This window comes from Longimicrobium sp. (assembly GCF_035474595.1).
GTDB lineage: Bacteria > Gemmatimonadota > Gemmatimonadetes > Longimicrobiales > Longimicrobiaceae > Longimicrobium.
Genome location: NZ_DATIND010000044.1, coordinates 43,886 through 62,414 on the forward strand (window position 1 = coordinate 43,886; position 18,529 = coordinate 62,414).

Here is an 18,529-nt window from a genome sequence, read left to right on the forward strand (position 1 = left end):
GAGTACGAAAGTACGAAAGTACGACACCGGACGGCGCCCCGCGGGCTGATGCAGGCGCACTCACGCACTTCCGCACTCCCGCACTTTTCCGCGGGGATGCTTGAACCCGAACGATTGCCTGAGAGGGAGCTATGCCCGACGTAATCATGGTGAAGATCGAAGGCGTGCCGGGGACCAGCCAGATCGACGGCTACGCCGACCAGATCGAGCTGCTGAGCTACAGCCACGGCGTGAGCCAGCAGATCACCGGCGACATCACCAACACCGAGCGCACCAGCGGCCGGCCCATCCACCAGGACTTCCACATCACCAAGTACCTGGACAACTCCACGCCGCTGCTGAACCAGAAGTGCTGCGAGGCTACGAACCTCGCCGCGGTCACCATCACCATCGGCCGCAACGACGGCGGCAAGGTGCTGCCGCTGATCGTGTACACGCTCGAGGACGTGCTCATCTCCTCCGTTTCCGTGGGCGGCGGCGGCGGCGACAAGCCGGTGGAGAGCCTGAGCCTGAACTACGCCTCGATCAAGTGGGACTACACGGGGCAGAACGAGGAGAGCGGCCAGAAGGGCACCGTCTCGGGCAGCTGGGACGTGACCGCCAACAAGACGCTCTGAGGTGCGCGAGGCCCGCCGCCTGCGCGGCGCGCGGGCCCTGCTCTTCGAGCGGCTGGTGGACATGGACCACCGGTCGCGCGGCGAGCAGGACCCCGCGCGCGTGCTGGACCCGCAGGAGCTTCGCGTCTCCGTGCGCCGCGAGCTGGAGCGCCTGCTGAACACCCGGTGCGCGCTGGCGGCGGAGGTGCTGGAAACGCGCGAGCGCACCACGCTGGAGTACGGCCTGCCGGACTTCGGCCACCTGCAGACGCGCGACACCGGCGCCCACAAGCTGATCGCCGAGGAGGTGCGCCGCGCCGTGGCGGCGTACGAGCCGCGGCTGAAGCAGGTGACGGTCGCGGTCGAGCGCTCCGCCGGCCCGGACGAGGAGCGCCGCCTCACCGTCCGCGTCGACGCCATGATCGTGGTCGGCGACGTGATGGAGCCGGTGAGCTTCGTGGGGCTGGGGGTGGGGGGAAGGTAGATCGGGGATCGACGAGCTGATCGCGAGGAGGGGCGGCGGCTCGTTCCCGCGGCATCGCGCCCTCTCCGGCCGGCCGAGGCCGTCCACCTCTCCCGTACCGGGAGAGGTAGCTGGGCGAGCACCGCGGCGCGGTGATGACATCGGCGCGACCCAAGTGTGGAAGCGCGTGGGTGCTGGCTCGGGCCACGCGCGCCGCCATCGAAGTTACCCCTCCCGTCATCGGGAGGGGGTACGCGGCCCCAGCCGCGGGGGGAGGGCCCACGGGGGGAGGCTTCGCGCACCGTCGGCTTGGAGTGATGGAGCCGAAGCAGCTACGCAGCCGAGCAGTCCAGAAGCCAGCAGTCGAGAAGTCAGCAGACAGCAGTCTGGCAGTTACGCAGTCCATCCACCACGCAGGAACCCAACACGCATGAGCACGCGCGACGCGGACGAGCTGCTGGCCTACTACCAGGCGGAGCTGGGCTACCTGCGCGAGGCGGGAACCGAGTTCGCGCACCGCTACCCCAAGGTGGCGCGGCGCCTGGAGCTGGGGCTGGACGAGAGCCCGGACCCGCACGTGGAGCGCCTCATCGAGAGCTTCGCGTTCCTCACCGCGCGCATCCAGCGCTCCATCGACGACGAGTTCCCCGAGGTCGCCGCGGCGCTGCTCGGCATCCTGTATCCCCACTTCCTGTCGCCCATCCCCTCGCTCAGCGTGGCCTCGTTCGAGGTGGACCCGCTGCAGGGGAAGCTGACCACCGGGCACCTGCTGAAGGAGCACACCCCCGTCTTCGCCAACACGGCGCAGGGGCTGCCGTGCCGCTTCCGCACCTGCTACCCGGTCACGCTCTGGCCGCTCTCCGTCGACTACGCCGGCTTCGAGGCGCACGACCGGCTGCGCGTGCCGGCAAACGTGCGCACCGTGCTGCGCATCCGCCTGACCGACCCCGGCGACCCGCTGTGCGAGCCGGACCGCCTGCGCTTCTACATCAACGCCGAGATGCGCAGCGCGGCCACGCTCTTCGAGCTGATCTTCGGCAACCTGGTGGGCGCGCTCATCGTCCCCGGCGGCGACGGCGAGCCGGTGGAGCTGGGCGCCGACGCGGTGCGGCTGGTCGGCTTCGGGCGCGACGAAGAGGTGCTGCCCTTCCCGAAGCACGCCGAATCGGCCTACCGCCTGGTGCAGGAGTACTTCGCGTTCCCGCGCAAGTTCTTCTTCTTCGACGTGGTGGGGCTCGACCGCTGCCCGCCGGCCGCGACGCGCGACCTGGTGCTGCTGCTGGACCGCAAGCCGCCGGAGTGGCTGAACGTGGGCGCGCAGAACTTTCGCCTCGGCTGCACGCCCGTCATCAACCTCTTCCGCAAGCCCAGCGAGCCGCTGCGCCCGGACCATCGCACGGCGGAGTACCGGCTCGTCGCGGACGCGCGGCGCGAGCACAGCACCGAGATCCACAGCGTGATCCGCGTCACGGCGACCAACGAGGGGGCGGCCGAGTCGCGCGAGCTGGCGCCGTTCTACTCGTTCCGCCACGGCCGCCGCGAGCGCGCCTACTGGTACACGCGCCGCGTGCCCACCCGCCGCCGCGACCTGCCGGGCACCGAGCTGCACGTGGCCTTCGTCGATCTCGACCACAACCCCACGCTCCCCGACGAGCGCACGGTGTGGGCCGACACGCTCTGCACCAACCGCCGCCTGGCCGAGCAGCTGCAGCCCGGCGACCTGCTGCAGATCGAGGAAGAGGCGCCGCTGCACCGCATCCGCGTGCTGCACCAGCCCACGCAGCAGCAGGACCCGCCGCTGGGCGGCGCGACGATGTGGCGCCTGGTCTCCACCCTTTCCCTGAACCACCTCTCGCTGCTGGACGGCGGCCCGGCGGCGCTGAACGCGCTGCGCGAGATCCTGTCGCTGTACGGCGCCGGCAGCCCGTCCGCGCGGCAGCAGGTGGACGGGCTTATGGAGATGCGCACGCGGCGCGTGGTCCGCCGCGCGGGCGAGGGCGACTGGCGGGGGCTGTGCCGCGGCACCGAGGTGTCGCTGACGCTGGACGAGGAGCGCTTCGCCGGCGGCAGCGGCTTCCTGATGGGGGCCGTGCTGGCGCGCTTCCTGGCGCTGTACACCTCCATCAACTCGTTCACGCAGACCGTAATCCGCAGCCGCCAGCGCGAGGGCGAGTGGAAGCGCTGGCCGCCGATCGCCGGCGAGCAGCCCGTCCTGTAGCTCGCGCCGCTTTCCCTGATGCCGAACCCGCATCCCCGATTTCCCATGCCGACCTCCGCGTCGCCCCGCGGCCGCGCCACCCGCCCGGGGGTGAGCGTTCCTCGCACCCGGGTGGACCGTTGACGGTGGCCACCGAGCGCCGGGGGGCCACCCGTCCCGCGGCCGAGCGGCTGCTGGACCCCGACGAGGCGCCGCGCTTCGACTTCCTGCAGGCGGTGCGCCTGCTCGAGGTCGTCCACCGCCGCCGCGCCGAGGCCGCGCGGGGGCGCGGCAAAACGCCGCCCGACCGCACCATCGCGGGGAGCGAGCTGTCCGCCGCGGTGCGCTTCAGCTCGCGCGTGTCGCTCGGCTTCCCCGCGTCGGACCTGGCGTCGGTGCAGGAGCCGGAGGAAGAGGGCGGGCCCTTCCGCGTCACCGTGGACTTCATGGGGCTGGCGGGGCTCTCCGGCCCGCTTCCGCGCCCGCTGACCGAGCTGGTGATCGAGCGCAGCGCGCGCGGCGACGTGGCGTCGCGCGCCTTCCTCGACGTCTTCAACCACCGCCTGGTGGAGCTGCTGTACGCCGCGCGGAAGAAGCACCGCCCCTCGCTGGCCACCGGCGCCCCCGAGACCACGCGCGTGGCCGACGCGCTGTTCGCGCTGGTGGGACTGGGGACGCGCGGGTTGCGCGGGCGGATGCAGGCCCGAGGGATCCCCGACCGCGCGCTGCTGACCTACGCCGGCCTGTTCTCCCAGCGCCCGCGGTCCATGCGGGGGCTGGAGACGCTGCTGGAGGACTACTTCGGCGTGCGGGTGCGCGGCCACCAGCTGCGCGGCCGATGGGTGGCGCTGGAGGCGGACGACTGCACGCGCATCGGGGTGACGGGAAAGAGCCGCGGGCTGGGGCGCGACGCGGTGCTGGGCACGCGCATGTGGGACCAGCAGGCCGCCTTCGAGCTGGAGATCGGGCCGCTGGACGACGCCCGCCTCCGCGACTTCCTGCCGACGGGGACGGCGTATCTCCCGCTCTGCGAGCTGGTGCGCTTCTGGGTGGGGCTGGACCTGGAGTTCACCCTCCGCCTGGTCGTCGCCAGGGACGCCGTTCCCGCGGCGGCGCTGGGCGGCGGCTCGCGGCTGGGGTGGACCAGCTGGCTGAAGACGGCGGACTTCGCCGCCGACGACCGGCAGCTGGTGCTGGACGAAGGGGAGACGGTGCCGGACGCGCCCGCGCCGCGCGAGATCGCCGTGTTCCGGCTGGTGGGCGGGGAGTGACGGGGGCGGAGCTTCCGCCCGATCGTGCGCGGGGCGAGCCCGCGTTCATCTTCACGGAGGGAGAGATGCCAACGCCCGTAGACGACGTGACCCTGGAGCTGAAAACCTTCCGCGAGCAGATCAACCATCTCGCGCGCAACAAGAAGACGTACGTGCCGCTGGACCACAACGCCTGCATCGTGGTGGTCGACTACCACAACACGCACCTGCAGCCCGACGTATACTACGCCACCTCGGCCAACTCGGCGTTCACGCGCAACCAGCAGGCGGTGCTCGAGGTGGCGCCCGTGGTTCCCGAGCCCACGTGGATCTCGCAGACCGACGTGAACCACCGCAACCACACCGAGCCCAAGCTCTTCTACAACCTGATCTTCGACAACCTGCAGATGGTGAGCGGCGCGGCGGTCATCACCCTGGCCACCGAGCGCGACTGCTGCAGCAGCTGCCTGAAGAACACGCTGGTGCAGGTGAAGGCCGTCTTCAAGAAGCTGCGCCCCGACGTAACCTTCCGCGTGGTCGAGTACGCGGCGCAGGACAACAACGGCGCGGCCCAGTGGAAAACGCCCAGCGTCTCCTTCTTCACCCCGGGCGCCAGCAACTGACACCGCGGAACGACACCGCCCGGCGCCAAAGCCGCCGGGCCCCAACGAACACGTGGAGGAACCATTGCCGGACATCCTGGTGGACATCGGCCGCCCGTCGGACTACGGGCACCTGCTCGACACGCTGCTGAAGAAGGTGGGCACCGGCGGAACCACCTCGGTGGCCATCCGGCTGGACGCGCAGGACTCGGCGGAGTTCCAGGTGCGCAACGCCGACCTGTACATCGTCGCCTTCCGCAACACGGTGGCCACCGCGTGGCATGCGCTCTCGTCCGAGAACTACAACGACATGGCCGCGCCCGACACCGTGTCGCGCGGCGAGATCCGCGACGCCATCATCGACTCGGCCACGTGGGCCACGGTGAACACCACCCAGAAGGAGAAGTACCTCAAGCTGCTGATCTTCGTGATCTCCGAGGCGGCCCGGTTCATGGTGGTGCGCTTCGCGGTGAACCGCGCCGTCACCGGCCGGCAGAGCTTCCACTATCGCCACTTCGTGCTGATCCTGCGCAGCTGGAGCGCGATCCGCGGTCGGGTGGGGCGCGCGCTGATCACCGTGGCCGACATCCGTGGGCACATGCCGGCGGTGAAGCCGAACTACGACACGTCGGAGGCGTGGACGTACCTGCACGGGCAGAACCTGCTCTTCGCCTGAGGCACGGAATGCTGACCATCCGCGACGAGCAGGCCGCGCGCATCGAGGCGGCCGCGCTCGAGCGCTTCGCTCGCGCCCTCCTCCCCGGGCTGCGCCGCGCCTGGCCCTCGCGCTGCGCCGGGGTTTCCGACGCCGAACTCCTGGACGACCTGGTGGACGGCCTGCGAACGGCCCGCGGCGCGGGGCTCACCGGGCGCGACGCCATGACGACGTTCGCGCACCTGCGCGTGCGCTTCGGCTACCGCTTCCCGCACCCGCCGGCCTTCGCGTGGGCGCACGCGGTGCTGGCCGATCCGCGGCTCGACGCCGACGCCAAGCTGGCGCGGCTGGCGGATTGCATCCGCCGGGGCGCGGGCGCGGGGTGGAGCGGTCCGGCGGAAGGGTAGACCGCTCATGCCCCGCATTGCCATCCCCCTGCGCACCCCCGGCGGGGGCGACTGCTTCTTCCACGCCGTGGCCGCCTCGCTGGGCAAGCTGGTGAACAACGAGACGCACGCGCGCGACGTCCGCCGCGACGTAGCCACCTATCTGGCGTCGCGGCTCTTCGCCGGGCCCAACGACGACCTGGCCACGCTGACCACCGCCGTCACCACCGCGCCCGGGCTGGCCGGCGTGGGCGGGATCGCCCCGCAGGCGGGTGGCGAGGCCGACGCCATCCGCAAGCTGTGGCGCTCGCAGATGAAGAACGCCGTCCCCGCCAACGGGAATGGGGTGCCGCTGGCGGCGTGGGTGGTGTGGCTGCAGTACTCCGCCTCCGAGATTGCCGCGGGGCGGGCCAACCGGCCCGGGTGCGCCGCGCTGCTGGCCAACCGCTTCCTGGACTACGTGCTGTGGGGCGACACCGATGTGTCGGGGCACGCGGTACAGAATCACTACGGGCGGCCCGTGGTGGTGTACCGCGACGGCGACAACCGGGAGAACGTCGAGCACGACCCCGCCGTCAGCATCTACCACACGCCCAACCCGGCGCACTTCTCGGGGGTGCGCTTCGTGGACCCCGCGGAGGACGACGTCTGGGACGAGTCGCTGTACCCCACCCTGTACGGCGAGGACGCGGACCCGGTGGCGCGGGCGAAGGAGTGCCCGCTGCAGAAAGGCAGGAAGAAGACTCCCACCCTGATCGTGGTGGACCCGAAGGCGGTGCTCGCGCACGCCCGCGCGCCCAAGTCCATCTCCACGCAGTACTCGCCCCCGCCCATGTCCATCCCGCGCGGCACCCTGGCGCTGCGCCTGCTCGACTACATGCTCACCGAAACCCGCCGCGTCATGGGGGCAAGCGCCCGCTGCACGGCCGTGGTGCCGATCGACTTCACAAAGTTCAAGAATCCGCCGGTATACGTGATCTCTTCCAACCGCGCCTCCTGGCTGGCGCAGGTGTTCTGGTCGGGCGAGCTGTTCGTGGGCGGCCTGGTGAAGGGCGGCGCCGGCCGCGCCGTGATCTTCGTGGTCGACGCGGGCGAGGCGCTCCGCTACGCCAAGGAGCTGTCCATCAAGGAGGCTGCGAAGCAGGGGGTGTACCTGCTCGCGGTGCGCGGCGGCTTCGGAATGTCGATGAGCCGGCACTGCGCGCTGCGCCACGCCGCCGCCAACGGCTTCGGGAAGGCGTGGGTGTTCGACGACAACGTGGCCAACCTGGGAAAGGGGACGATCGCCGACGTGGACGACGACCTGCTGGAAGACGTGCCGGCGGTTTCGTACTCGTCGCGCACGCCGCTGATCCTGGAGCGGGTGGTGGGCTTCAACCTGCAGTGGATGAGGAAGCTGGACGCCAACTTCTGCCCGTTCTTCGCCTATAACAAGGACGACAAGTCGCTGGAAGAGGTGCTGAAGCAGAAGGGGTTCGACTACGGGATCACGCCGCACCCCACGCTGGGGATAGAGCGCCCCGGGGTGGTGAAGGTGGACAAGGGCACGTTCCAGGCCGACAGCGACATCGACAAGAATGCCATGAAGCACCGCATCGCCGTCGAGGACGAGATCGCGCTGATGCCCGTGTGGGAAACCGCCGAAGCGGAGCAGGTGGAGGTGATGAAGCTGGTGAACGGCCACGCCGGCCGCCGCGACCTGATGAAATGGCAGGAGCACGTGATGTGGGCCATCCTGCGCAACCCCGTGGCGGCGCAGGCGTTCGCCAAGTGGTTCTCCGACGCCGCGCTCGACCTGGAGTTTGCCTGACCCGGCGGCGGGCCGGTCCGGCGTCGCGGCGGTCCGGCTCTGGCGCGGCGGTTTCCGTGCCGCCCGCCGCGCCCGGCCTGGACCGCGCTCAGCCTTCCCGCGCCGCCGCCTCGCCCGCCGGGTCCCGCCGGCTGGCCTCCGCCTGGCGCGCGTGGATCAACCCGATCCCCAGCAGCCCCGTGGCGGCCAGGGCGAACAGCACCTCGAAGCTCTCCAGCGCGTAGCGTCCGATCTCGATCATCGTGCCCATGGCCCCCTCCGGACGGATGGACGTAAATCGAAGCGGGACACTCGCCTAGCATCTCTCGTGCCGGATTTCCCATCTCCCGAAACAGGATGTTTCACATAAAGACGCGGAGACGCGGAGATGAGCTCTCCGCGTCTCCGCGTCTCCGCGTGAGGCCCTGCTTTCCGGGAGTTTACGACGCCGGGGCGATGGCGGGCGCGAGCTCGGCGGTGCAGTGCGGGCAGCGCGTGGCGGCCAGCGCGATGCTCTCGCGGCAGAACGGGCAGTCGCGGCGGTCCGGCTCGGGCGCGGCGGCTTCCCTGCGGCGCAGGCGGTCGTACCCCTGCACGATCAGGAACACGGCCCAGGCCACGATCACGAACGCGATCAGGTTGTTGATGAACGCGCCGTAGTTCACCGTGGCCGCGCCCGCCGCCTTCGCCGCCTCGAGCGACGGGTAGTGCTTTCCGTCCAGGGAGACGAACAGGCTCTTGAAGTCCACGCCGCCGGTCATCTTCCCGATCGGCGGCATCAGGATGTCGTCGACGAAGCTCTTCACCACCGCGCTGAACGCCGCGCCGATGACGATGCCGACCGCCAGGTCCATCACGTTGCCGCGGGCGACGAACTTCCGGAACTCGTGGAACATCGGGGTCCTCCGGAGGGGATGGGGACGGACGGGAGATGGGGACCACGCTAATCGTCCCCTCCGCCGCGCACAACGTAAATCTTCCCCACACGCGCGGGATGCGGCGCCGCGCGGGCGGCTTGTGTTCCCCCGCCGCCGCGCCGTATCCTCCCCGCGCTCCTTTGCCCGTCGTTCCCATCGATCGATCCCGAGATGCCCGACCTGACTTCCCGACTCCGCGGCGCCGCGATCATCGCCGCGCTCGCCCTCGCCGCGGCAGCATCGTCGGCGGATGCGCAGCGGTCCGCGCCGGCGGTGACGGTGCTGCAGCTGAACGACGTCTACCGCATCGACGCGGTGGAGAACGGGCGCGCCGGCGGCATCGGCCGCGTGGTGACCCTGGCCGCGCAGGCCAGGGCGCGCGGCGAGGAGGTGCTGGTGCTGCACGCCGGCGACGCCATCGCCCCCTCGCTGGAAAGCCGCTACTTCGCGGGGCTGCAGATGATCGACGCGCTGAACTACCTGGCCGGCGTGGCGCCGATGGTGTTCGTCCCCGGCAACCACGAGTTCGACGAGCGGCGCCCCGGGATGGCGGCCGAGGCGGTGAAGGCGTCGCGCTTTCCCTGGCTGGCCGGCAACGTCGTCTTCGCCACCGGCGACACCGCCGCGGACCGCCGCGTGGGCCGCGACACCGTCATCACCACCGCGGGCGGGCTGAAGCTGGGCATCTTCACCCTCACCTTCCTCGATTCCCCGCGCGACTGGGCGCGGCCGGACTCGGCGTTCGTGCAGGACGCGGAGCGGATGATCCGCGGGCTGGAGTCGCGCGGCGCGGACGTCATCGTGGGCCTCACGCACCTCACCCACGACACCGACCGGGAGATCAGCCGGCTGCGGCGCACTCACCCGCGCTTCGCGTGGATCTGCGGCGGGCACGAGCACTTCCGCCTTTCCGACCCGCTCACCGACGGCACCGCGCTCATCACCAAGGGCGAGTCGAACGCGCGCGGCATCTGGCGCGTGACCCTGTCGCGGCAGGGGCGGCGGGGCATTGCGCGCGCCGAGGCGGTGGAGGTGGACGAGCGGATCGCCGTCGACCCGGGCTACCAGCGGCAGGTGAGCGAGGCGTGGGCCGCGCGGCTGCGGCAGAAGGTGCCGTTCATGGACGTGGCGATCGGCCGCGCCGACACGCTGATGGACGCCAGCGAGGAGACGGTGCGCAACGCCGAGAGCGCGTGGGGGAACTGGCTGGCGGACCAGATGCGCACGGTGTATCCCACCATGCCCGCCGACGTGGCGGTGCTGAACGGCGGCGCCATCCGCATCGACGACGCGTTCGGCGGCGAGGTGCGCTGGGAGCACCTGGCGCGCACCTTCGGCTTTCCCACGCGCGTGGGGCTGGTGTCGCTGCGGGGGCGTGACCTGCGCGAGACGGTGCTGGAGCGCTCCGTGAGCGGCGGGCGCGGCGAGGGGCGCTTCCTGCAGGTTTCGGGGATGAAGGTGCGCTTCGACCGCAGCCGGCCCGAGGGGCAGCGCATCCTGGACGTGCAGGTGCAGCGCGGAAGTTCTTGGGCGCCGCTGGCGGACGACAGCGTGTACGTGGTGGCCGTCCCCGACTACATGTACGGCGGCGGCGACGGCTACACCTTCATCCAGCGCGCGATCAGCAGGGTGCCGCCGGGGCCGGACCTGAAGCTGGCCGCCTTCGACGCGCTCACCGCCGCCTACGCGCGTGGCGAGGCCATCTCCCCCCGCGTGGAGGGGCGCCTGGTCGACGCGACCCCGCGCGGACCGGAGAACTGAAGAAAAGAAATCTCACGCGGAGACGCGGAGACACGGAGAACTCACCGCCGAACGGAGTTCTCCGCGGCTCCGCGTCTCCGCGTGAGACCTGCGGTCCGGAGGGCTTGCAGAGGGGCGTAAACAGGTGAATTATCCCCCTCCGTCCACCGCCGGTTCCGCTCCGCACGACCAGGATTCCCGACCGATGTCCGATCCGCAGACCGCAGCCCCGCCGCTCGCCATCACCCCCAGCGAGCGCGTTCTCCTCTTCGGCGACCGCTTCAGCAAGCCCGCGGGAATGCTGGGCTACGGCGAGGTGGTGCTCAGCTCCGGCAACAAGGTGGACGCCGAGGGGCTGGCCACCAGCCTGATGGCCGCGGCGTTCCTGGCCAACGAGCAGGCCGGCGCCATCCGCCTGGAGCTGCGCCCCGGAAAGGCGATGTTCGGGCTGATGAAGACCGAGCACCTGCACGCGGTTCCCGGCCAGCGGCAGGTGGGCTGGCCCGAGGGGTCGCTGGAGCGGGTGATCTCCATCTCCGTGCAGAACGCGCCCAAGGTGGACGACCTCGTCTCCGGGATCCTGCAGCAGCGCAGCCAGAGCCCCGCGCAGACCATCTGCTCGCGCGTGAAGGCGGGGCTGGCCGCGCGCGGCGTGCTGGCGGCCGAGGAGAAGAAGACGCTGAAGATCTTCACCAGCGTCACCTACTCGCTACCCGACCACGCGCGCCGCGCCGCCGAGCAGGGCGGCACCGCGCACGTGGAGCAGATGCTGAACGCCACCCAGCACCAGCGCCCGCAGATCTGGGCCCAGCTCACGCGCAACATCAAGTCCGCCATCACCGCCATGACCGAGTCGAGCGACTGACGCGCGAGAGCCAAGCTCACAACAGAAGGATTCATGCAGAGAAGCAGAGCAGCAGAGAGACCTCCTCCGCTGCTCTGCTTCTCTCCATGAAACCTTCTGTCGAGCCGTCCTGCCCGAGGATCGTACCGGAAGTGGGCCGACTCACGGAGCGACGCCGAAGCGAACTCGGAGTTCATCGACGCTCATCCGGATACCGAGGCCCGCCTCGATCCGCTGCTCCGCCTCGCGCAGCCTTCGTCGGATCTCCGGATTCTTCAGGATCATCTTCGAGTCGTTCCGCCCGAAGTTGACCCGGCGGAAGCGGCCGACGTTCCTCAGTTCAGTCATGGCCCCCTGCGCTCGTGGAGGTTCATCATCGTCATCACTCAAGACCAAGCCACTGCTGGAATTCACCAAGACTCATCTCGATCCCCTTGCCTGCTTCGCTGTCCCGCTTCGCCTGCAAGAGCATCCGGTGATAGTGCGGGTTCTTCAGGATCGTCTTGTAATCATTCCGCCCAAAGTTGACCCGGCGGAACTTGCCGATGCTCCTCAGATTCGAGCCCCTCCCCTGCTCAAACATCGGACCTCCCGGAGCATGTGAATCGGACGGCCGTTCATCTCCCACCCGCGGCTGCGATGGCGGGCGTCTCCACCCAGTCGGCGATGAAGATGTTGGTGTCGCCGCGGGTGGCGGAGTGGCGGTTGCTGGCGAAGACGAGCTGGCGCCCGTCGGGGCTGAACATGGGAAAGCCGTCGAACTCGGGCGAGGCGGTGATGCGCTCCAGACCCGTGCCGTCGTCGCGCACCATGTACAGGTCGAACTCGCGGCCGCGCGGGTCGCCGTGGTTGCTGCTGAAGATGATCCGCCGCCCGTCGGGGTGGAAGAAAGGCGCGAAGCTGGCCGCGTTCAGCCGTGTCACCTGCCGCTTGTTGCTCCCGTCGGCGTCCATCACCCAGATCTCCAGCGTGGTCGGCCGTACCAGGTTCTGGCGCAGGAGCCCGCGGTAGTCGGCTTCCGCCTGCGCCGCCGCCGGGTGCGAGGCGCGGTAGACGATGCGCCGGCCGTCGGGGGAGAAGAAGGCGCCGCCGTCGTACCCCGGCTCGTGCGTCAGCCGCCGGACGTTGCCGCCGTCGGCGTCCATCGCGTACAGCTCCAGGTCACCGTCGCGCACGGAGGTGAAGACGATGGTGCGGCCGTCGGGCGAGATGGTGGCCTCGGCGTCGTAGCCGGGCGCGTCGGTCAGCCGCTGCAGATCGCCGCCGTGCAGGTCGGCGGACCAGATGTCGTAGTCGTACAGCGCCCAGACGTAGCCCTGGCTGTAGTCGGGGCGCGGCGGGCAGGCGGTGTCGGCGGCGTGGGTGCTGGCGTACAGCAGGCGGTCGCGGCCGGGGTAGAGGTAGCCGCAGGTGGTTCGCCCCGCGCCCGTGGACACGCGGCGGAGATGGCCCCCGCGGGTGTCCATGGTGAACATCTCGTCGCACGGGCGGGCGCCGGGGCGGGTGGACTGGAAGATCAGCCGCTTCCCGTCGGCCGAGAAGTAGGCTTCCGCGTTCTCGCCGCCGAAGGTGAGCTGCCGCACGTTGCGCAGGTGCGGCTCGCCCGCCACGCCCGCCACCGGCCGCGCCGGCGCCGACGCGCACGCCGCCACCGCGGCGAGCGCCGCGACCGCGAGCAGGGGCGGGGGGATTCGGGAGATGGTCATCGATGGATCGATCGGGTGGGAATGGAGATGGGTGCGCTTCGACGGCCCCGCGGGCCCTTTCCCTGGCTGTCCGGCGCGACTGCGTCGCGTCCGGACAGCCTGTCCCTCCCCCCAAACTGCCTGGGGGACGGGACGGCTCGCTTCGCTCGTGACTGCGGACGATACCTGGATGGCGCGGCAATATGCCTCCGGGGCGACGTCATCCTGCGCACTTCGCGCGATCACGCGATGGATGAATGCAGGCATCCTCCGGAGCCGGAGCCGGCTGCCGAGCCGAACAGCCTCGCGCAGTTTGCGAGGCTTCCCGTGGTTGTTGCTGCGGCTTCAGCCGCCGGTGCGGGAGCCGTCAGCCAGCCTTACGTTCCGAACTGCTTGCGGAGGTTGGCGAGCTGGGCGGCGGAGCGCTGGTCCAGCGTGGTGCCGAAGAGCTCGACCATGCTGTCCAGGCTGTATCCCACCAGGAACGCGTTGAAGACGAAGCCGGTGGCCAGCGGCGATCCCGAAACGGCGTACACCAGCCCCAGGTACCCGATCAGCGCCACGACCACGCGGAACAGCACGAACCCCAGCCGCGCGTTCAGCAGGATCAGGAAGCGGTTGATCGGCAGCCCCGGCGGAAGCGCCCCCTGCGAGCGCAGCCCCTTCGCCATGGCGATCACCCCATGCACGACCACGCCGGCGAGCACCGCCATCCACCCGATCTCCAGGTCCGCCAGCGGGCGCGCATCGAGCGGGGGAAGCTGCTGCAGCCCCCACACGACCGCCACGCCCAGGGCGATCATGCCGAGGACGTACACCAGAGAAAAGCCCTGCCGCAGGCCGCTCTTCCGGCTGTCGTAGCGGTAGACCAGCCCGCTGACGGGGTCCACGATCCCGCCCGCCGCCTTCAGGAACGACGGGCTCCAGGCCAGCTGGTCCAGGATCTTCTGCCGGTCGTCGGCGTCGGGGACCTCGTCCTCGAACACCGCGTGGAAGGGGATCGCGTACCCCGGCTCGCTGAGCTCCAGCCAGTCCTTCAGCCGCTCGGGCACGGTCCGCAGGCCCGTCCAGTAGACGATCTGCCGGCACTGCGCGTCCAGCAGCCCCAGCAGCTGCAGCTGCTCCTGCGCGTCGTACTCGGCGTGCGGGTCGCGCAGCAGGCGGTTGGCCTGCATCTGCTCCCACGTGTTCTGGATGTGCCGGATCGCGTCGTCGCCCACCAGCGGCGCGATCAGGTCCTCCATCTGCCCGCGCGTGCGGTCGATGTAGTCGGCGTAGGCGGACATGGGCGCGTCGCCGGACCGGATGGCCCGGAGCACCGAGCGCAGGTCGCACGCCTCCGCGCTCACCAGGCGCAGGTGGTCCACCTCGCCGGGCGTCCCGGGCGGGGTGGGCGCCGCGCGCCTGGGCGCGGGAGTCCGGGGCGGCGCGTTCCAAGTCACACGCGGCGATGGTTCCGGATCGGGTGTGGCCAGGAATGCTTCGACCCTGGGGGGAGGTGCGGCCATTCCGTGGAATCGGGGATGGGGGAGGAGGGGCGGCGGACGGGGATGCCGCCTGCACGCTAGGGCCGCTCCGCGGGATCAGCAAGGTGATCGTTCGCGGGCGGCCGCGGCGGTTCGTTCGGGAGATGCGGAGCGCGGACGGGCTAAGGGTACAGCAGCTCTTTCGTCCATCCCCCGTCGCGCAGCGTGTACAGCTCGCGCTCGTGGAGGCGGCTGGGGCGGCCGAACCAGAACTCGATGCGGTCGGGGACCACGCGGAAGCCGGACCAGAAGGGCGGGCGGGGGATCTCGCGCCCCTCGTACCGGGCCTCGGCCTCCTTCACCCGCTCCACCAGCGTGTCGTACGAGTCCAGCCGCGTGCTCTGGCGCGACGCCCACGCGCCGATGCGCGAGCCGCGCGCACGGCTGGCGTAGTACGCGTCCGCCTCCTCCGGCGTGACGGGCTCCACGCGGCCCTCGATGCGCACCTGCACCTCCATGGGCTGCCAGTGGAAGCAGAGCGCGGCGAACGGGTTGGCCGCCATCTCGCCCGCCTTGCGGCTCCCCAGGTTGGTGTAGAACACGAACCCGGCCTCGTCGAAGTCCTTCAGCAGCACCATCCGCACGGAGGGCCGCCCGTCGGCGTCGGCGGTGGCCAGCGCCATGGCGGTGGGCTCGTGCAGATCCGTCTGCCGCGCGCGCTCGAACAGCTCGCCGAAGCGGCGGAAGGGCTCGCCGAACTCCGCCGCCGTGACGCCCGCTTCCGTCACTGCCGCCCTCCGGTGCGCGCGGCCGGCGCCACCGTGCGGAAGGGCACCGTCGCCCGCGTGCGCTCCCACTGCAGCGCCAAGGTGTGGGCGCCGCCCCGCCCGCGCTCCAGCGCGATGGTGAACTGCTCCACCGGCTCGCGCAGCGTGGTGACCTGCATGGGGATGCGGACCAGGTCGCGCGCCGGCTCGTACTGCGTGCCCCACTGCCCGGTCTGGCGGTTGACGATCAGCGTCCACCCGCCGGGCGAGGGGATGGTGTACAGCGTGTACGTCCCCCGCGGCACGGTGGCGTTGCCGATGCGCAGGTCCACGTCGGTGACCAGCGTGGTGGCGGCGTTGGCCCCGGTGCGCCAGACGCGGCCGAACGGCACCAGCCCGCCCATGATGCGGCGGCCGCGGGCCGACGGGCGGCCGTAGTCCACGTACACGCGCTGGTTGGGCGCCAGCTCGAAGCGCGCGGTGTCGCGCGGGCTCAGGATGCGGCCGGGCTGCGCGGGCGCGTCGTGGCGCACCTGCGCGGCGGCGGGGGCGGCGGCCGCGAGCGCGGCGGCCAGCGGCAGGGCAAAGCGGATGGAGATGGAAAGTCGCACGAGAAGTCTCCCTGGGTGGTTCGGGTTCAGCCCGGATGTTACCGGAGATGCGGAATCGGGGCAACCGCCGGGCGCGCCGCTTGCCGGATCGGCGGATGGATCGCTTCTTGGAGGAGATCTCTTCATCCCGTGACCGGAATCCCCATTCCTCCGAACGATGCGCGTCCGCACGCTTCCGATCCTCATCCCCACCCTCGCCGTTCTGGCGGTCCGGCCGGCCTCCGCCGCGGCGCAGGAGGACAGCGCCTTCTCCGGGTCGCGGCCGGGGTGGAGCCTGGAGCGGACGATGCGCGAGTTCGCGCGCGCGCTGGGCGGTGATGCGCCGGGATTCTTTCCCGCGCGCGGCGACTGGACGTGGGTCGTCACGCGGCGGTATCCGGAGGGGCGCGACCGCCCCACCGTCTGGCGCTTTCCCGCCGCGCAGACGGACTCGGCCATGGCGCCCGGCGGCCCCGTCTGCGACTCGTTCCACTCCGGCGACAGCGTGATGCTGGGGACGCTCGCCGACGCCGGCGACGGTCCGTGGCGGCGGGTGCGCGGAACGCGGTTCGTGGCGCCGGGCCGGGCGGCGGGCTCGCCCGTGTGGGTGGAGTGGCGGCGCGAGGACGGCCGCTGGGTCGTCTCCGCATACGGCGAGGAGGCCGGCTTCGTTCCGCGCCTGCCGGGGCGCGACGCGGCCGAGGTGGCGTCCACGCGTGGCGACGCGCCGCTGCGGCTGCCGCTCCCCGCGGACGCCCCGGTCGCGGCGGGCGCCGCGTGGTACGAGAGCAACGCGCCGATCCGGGTGGCGGGGCAGCGGATGACGCGGTGGGGGCTCCCGCGGCCGCTGCGGGACGGCGAGGTAGTACGCTACTCGAAGTACGAGGGCGTCGCGCTGTACGTGGAGCCGGAGGTGCGGGGGATTCCGCGGACGGTCTGGGTCCCGGTCGATCGCGCGGGGATCTTCCAGCAGTACGTGAACCAGATCGGCAACGGCTGCGAGACCTGAGGTCCCGCCCGTCTTCATCATCTTCCGAAACTCGTCTTCCATGCGCCTCTCCACCGCTTCCGCCGCGATCCTCGCCTGCCTGCTCGCGCTCGCCGCGCCGTCGGCCGCGCAGACCGCCCGGCCCGCCGGCGCGGAGGGCGAGCACCTGCTGCGGTACGACGGGGTGTACCAGAGCGGGCATTCCGAGCCGCGGGTGCCGGGGACGGAGTTCGGTCCCTGGAGCTACCTGCGCTTCTATCCCAACGGCACGGTGGTGACCGTGGCCACGAGCGGGCGTCCGGAGGACCTCGGCTGGCTCAAGATCACCGACGAATCGTACTTCAGCGGCAGGTGGGCGCTGCAGGGGAACGTGCTGTCGTTCTCCGTCCGCGGGGGGAACGATCCCGCCATCGACTACGTCGGAACCGTCGTGGGGGACCGGCTCTACCTCCACGTCCGCTCCCACATCAACGGGTACCAGGGCGACGAGGTATACCTCTTCTTTCCCACCGCCTGGGCCGCACCCGCGCCGGAGTGACGCCGGATCGGAGCCGGCCGGATCCGGCAGGCCGCTTACGCGGAGTGAAAAGGTCCTGGCGCAGCCCGAGCACCGGCGACTGAAGTCGCAGCAACAACTACGGGAAGCCTCGCAAACTGCGCGAGGCTGATCCGCTCACTCCGCGGCATCGGCGCTCACCGACATATCGCAAACTGCGTCATCGGAAGATGGTGGGGCGCGGACGGGCGCTGGCGTCCGCCCGCCGATTTCTCGTCGCGGCGGCGTGGTGGACCCTCTCATTTGGCCCCGTCGATATGTCGGAGATTTCCGACATATCGATCTGGCGCGAGATGGAGGCCCGTCTCTCCGCGATCTGATCAGCGGCTTCGAATCAGGCGCGGGTACGTGCTGGCGGCTCGTCGTTCACCAGATCCACCCGATGACGCAGTTGAGAGCGTGTCCGCGTGCGCTGGAGTCGCGGGGATGCACGTGACGGTTTCGACCGTCGAGCTCAGGGGTACCTGGATTTCCGGAAGAGGTAGAGGTAAAGCAGCCATGGGCACAGCGAGAACCCCATCACCGCCAGCAGGAAGGCCCCGACGCCGGGGCGCAGTCCCTCTCCCGCGTGGCGCGCCAGCAGGTCCTGCCGGATCACCAGGAAGAGGATGACGAGCAGCGGGATCGTGATCCAGCAGGCGGCGCGGGCGATGCGGTTTCCCCAGCGGTGCCCGCCCAGGCTCATGAGCGCGCCGATCATCAGCAGCACGTAGCCGAACGAATAGACGGCGTTCGACATCTGCCGCGTGTCCTCGTTCGCCGGGTTTTCCGCGTGCCCGTGCGCCCAGACGAGCGTCAGCACGCCCAGCACGCACGCGATCACGATCCCCGCGATCGGCTTCGGCTGCGCGGCCGGGCCGACCGGCGCGGATGGCGGCGTTGCGGTGAGCGCGTGGATGGGGCGGCCGCAGTGCGGGCAGGCCGGCGCGGCGCTAGACACCTCGCGGCCGCAGTCGGGGCAGGCGATCAGGGGCATCTCGGTAGGGAAAAAGGATTCGGGAAGAGCGGAAGAGCTTGCGAGCAAACGACATACGGAGA

General features: G+C 70.9%; 21 protein-coding genes. 12 read left to right on the forward strand and 9 right to left on the reverse strand.

Translation table 11 applies throughout. The features are described 5' to 3' along the window. Positions 1-146: 146 nt before the first annotated feature. The 8 genes from VLK66_RS07065 to VLK66_RS07100 all read left to right on the forward strand — a co-directional run bounded on the left by VLK66_RS07065 (position 147) and on the right by VLK66_RS07100 (position 7,959). Positions 147-617: a type VI secretion system tube protein Hcp gene (locus VLK66_RS07065; protein WP_325308679.1), complete on the forward strand. Its 471-nt coding sequence runs from the start codon at positions 147-149 to the stop codon at positions 615-617. A 1-nt stretch (position 618) separates the two neighbouring features. Then, positions 619-1,080, forward strand: coding sequence for a type VI secretion system baseplate subunit TssE (tssE, locus tag VLK66_RS07070; protein ID WP_325308680.1), 462 nt, complete (start codon positions 619-621; stop codon positions 1,078-1,080). Between the two features lie 409 nt (positions 1,081-1,489). Next, a complete protein-coding gene (tssF, locus tag VLK66_RS07075; protein WP_325308681.1) occupies positions 1,490-3,277 on the forward strand; it encodes a type VI secretion system baseplate subunit TssF in 1,788 nt (595 codons plus the stop codon). Positions 3,278-3,402: 125 nt separating this feature from the next. Next, positions 3,403-4,527 (forward strand): type VI secretion system baseplate subunit TssG, encoded by a 1,125-nt coding sequence (tssG, locus tag VLK66_RS07080; protein ID WP_325308682.1) that lies wholly within the window; start codon positions 3,403-3,405, stop codon positions 4,525-4,527. A gap of 65 nt (positions 4,528-4,592) precedes the next feature. Continuing rightward, positions 4,593-5,129 (forward strand): hypothetical protein, encoded by a 537-nt coding sequence (locus tag VLK66_RS07085; RefSeq protein ID WP_325308683.1) that lies wholly within the window; start codon positions 4,593-4,595, stop codon positions 5,127-5,129. Between the two features lie 64 nt (positions 5,130-5,193). After that, positions 5,194-5,784 (forward strand): hypothetical protein, encoded by a 591-nt coding sequence (locus VLK66_RS07090; protein WP_325308684.1) that lies wholly within the window; start codon positions 5,194-5,196, stop codon positions 5,782-5,784. A gap of 8 nt (positions 5,785-5,792) precedes the next feature. Continuing rightward, entirely contained in the window at positions 5,793-6,170 is a 378-nt protein-coding gene (locus VLK66_RS07095) for a hypothetical protein (RefSeq protein ID WP_325308685.1), read from the forward strand. A 7-nt stretch (positions 6,171-6,177) separates the two neighbouring features. Further along, positions 6,178-7,959, forward strand: coding sequence for a hypothetical protein (locus VLK66_RS07100; protein ID WP_325308686.1), 1,782 nt, complete (start codon positions 6,178-6,180; stop codon positions 7,957-7,959). Positions 7,960-8,047: 88 nt separating this feature from the next. Here VLK66_RS07100 and VLK66_RS07105 read toward each other — a convergent pair whose 3' ends face one another. Both VLK66_RS07105 and mscL read right to left on the reverse strand, forming a co-directional pair. Further along, positions 8,048-8,209 carry a hypothetical protein gene (locus tag VLK66_RS07105; RefSeq protein ID WP_325308687.1) on the reverse strand — a complete coding sequence of 54 codons (162 nt, stop codon included), beginning with the start codon at positions 8,207-8,209 and terminating at the stop codon, positions 8,048-8,050. 169 nt (positions 8,210-8,378) lie between these two features. Continuing rightward, positions 8,379-8,834, reverse strand: coding sequence for a large conductance mechanosensitive channel protein MscL (mscL, locus tag VLK66_RS07110; RefSeq protein ID WP_325308688.1), 456 nt, complete (start codon positions 8,832-8,834; stop codon positions 8,379-8,381). Positions 8,835-9,026: 192 nt separating this feature from the next. Here mscL and VLK66_RS07115 point away from each other — a divergent pair, with 192 nt between their 5' ends. Beyond that, positions 9,027-10,616, forward strand: coding sequence for a bifunctional metallophosphatase/5'-nucleotidase (locus VLK66_RS07115; protein WP_325308689.1), 1,590 nt, complete (start codon positions 9,027-9,029; stop codon positions 10,614-10,616). Between the two features lie 184 nt (positions 10,617-10,800). Next, complete coding sequence (locus VLK66_RS07120) at positions 10,801-11,460, forward strand: hypothetical protein (protein ID WP_325308690.1); 660 nt, start codon at positions 10,801-10,803, stop codon at positions 11,458-11,460. A gap of 141 nt (positions 11,461-11,601) precedes the next feature. Here the strand turns inward: VLK66_RS07120 and VLK66_RS07125 are convergent, their stop codons facing one another. The 6 genes from VLK66_RS07125 to VLK66_RS07150 form a co-directional block, all read right to left on the reverse strand. Beyond that, positions 11,602-11,787 carry a hypothetical protein gene (locus tag VLK66_RS07125; protein WP_325308691.1) on the reverse strand — a complete coding sequence of 62 codons (186 nt, stop codon included), beginning with the start codon at positions 11,785-11,787 and terminating at the stop codon, positions 11,602-11,604. Positions 11,788-11,821: 34 nt separating this feature from the next. Then, positions 11,822-12,022 carry a hypothetical protein gene (locus VLK66_RS07130; protein WP_325308692.1) on the reverse strand — a complete coding sequence of 67 codons (201 nt, stop codon included), beginning with the start codon at positions 12,020-12,022 and terminating at the stop codon, positions 11,822-11,824. A gap of 34 nt (positions 12,023-12,056) precedes the next feature. Further along, complete coding sequence (locus VLK66_RS07135; RefSeq protein WP_325308693.1) at positions 12,057-13,145, reverse strand: hypothetical protein; 1,089 nt, start codon at positions 13,143-13,145, stop codon at positions 12,057-12,059. A gap of 356 nt (positions 13,146-13,501) precedes the next feature. Continuing rightward, a complete protein-coding gene (locus VLK66_RS07140) occupies positions 13,502-14,491 on the reverse strand; it encodes a hypothetical protein (RefSeq protein WP_325308694.1) in 990 nt (329 codons plus the stop codon). Positions 14,492-14,772: 281 nt separating this feature from the next. Beyond that, positions 14,773-15,378, reverse strand: a complete 606-nt coding sequence (gene pdxH, locus VLK66_RS07145; protein WP_325308695.1) for a pyridoxamine 5'-phosphate oxidase — start codon at positions 15,376-15,378, stop codon at positions 14,773-14,775. Then, on the reverse strand, positions 15,375-15,968 hold the full coding sequence (locus VLK66_RS07150) for a DUF2911 domain-containing protein (RefSeq protein ID WP_325308696.1): 594 nt from the start codon (positions 15,966-15,968) through the stop codon (positions 15,375-15,377). Before VLK66_RS07150 ends, pdxH begins: the two co-directional genes overlap by 4 nt. Before the next feature lie 157 nt (positions 15,969-16,125). Between VLK66_RS07150 and VLK66_RS07155 the strand changes: the two genes are divergently transcribed. After that, the gene (locus VLK66_RS07155; RefSeq protein WP_325308697.1) at positions 16,126-16,956 is read left to right on the forward strand and encodes a hypothetical protein; all 831 of its coding nucleotides are present in this window, start codon (positions 16,126-16,128) and stop codon (positions 16,954-16,956) included. A 40-nt stretch (positions 16,957-16,996) separates the two neighbouring features. Continuing rightward, positions 16,997-17,473: a hypothetical protein gene (locus VLK66_RS07160; protein WP_325308698.1), complete on the forward strand. Its 477-nt coding sequence runs from the start codon at positions 16,997-16,999 to the stop codon at positions 17,471-17,473. Positions 17,474-17,945: 472 nt separating this feature from the next. Here VLK66_RS07160 and VLK66_RS07165 read toward each other — a convergent pair whose 3' ends face one another. Then, on the reverse strand, positions 17,946-18,467 hold the full coding sequence (locus VLK66_RS07165; protein WP_325308699.1) for a hypothetical protein: 522 nt from the start codon (positions 18,465-18,467) through the stop codon (positions 17,946-17,948). Positions 18,468-18,529 lie beyond the last annotated feature (62 nt).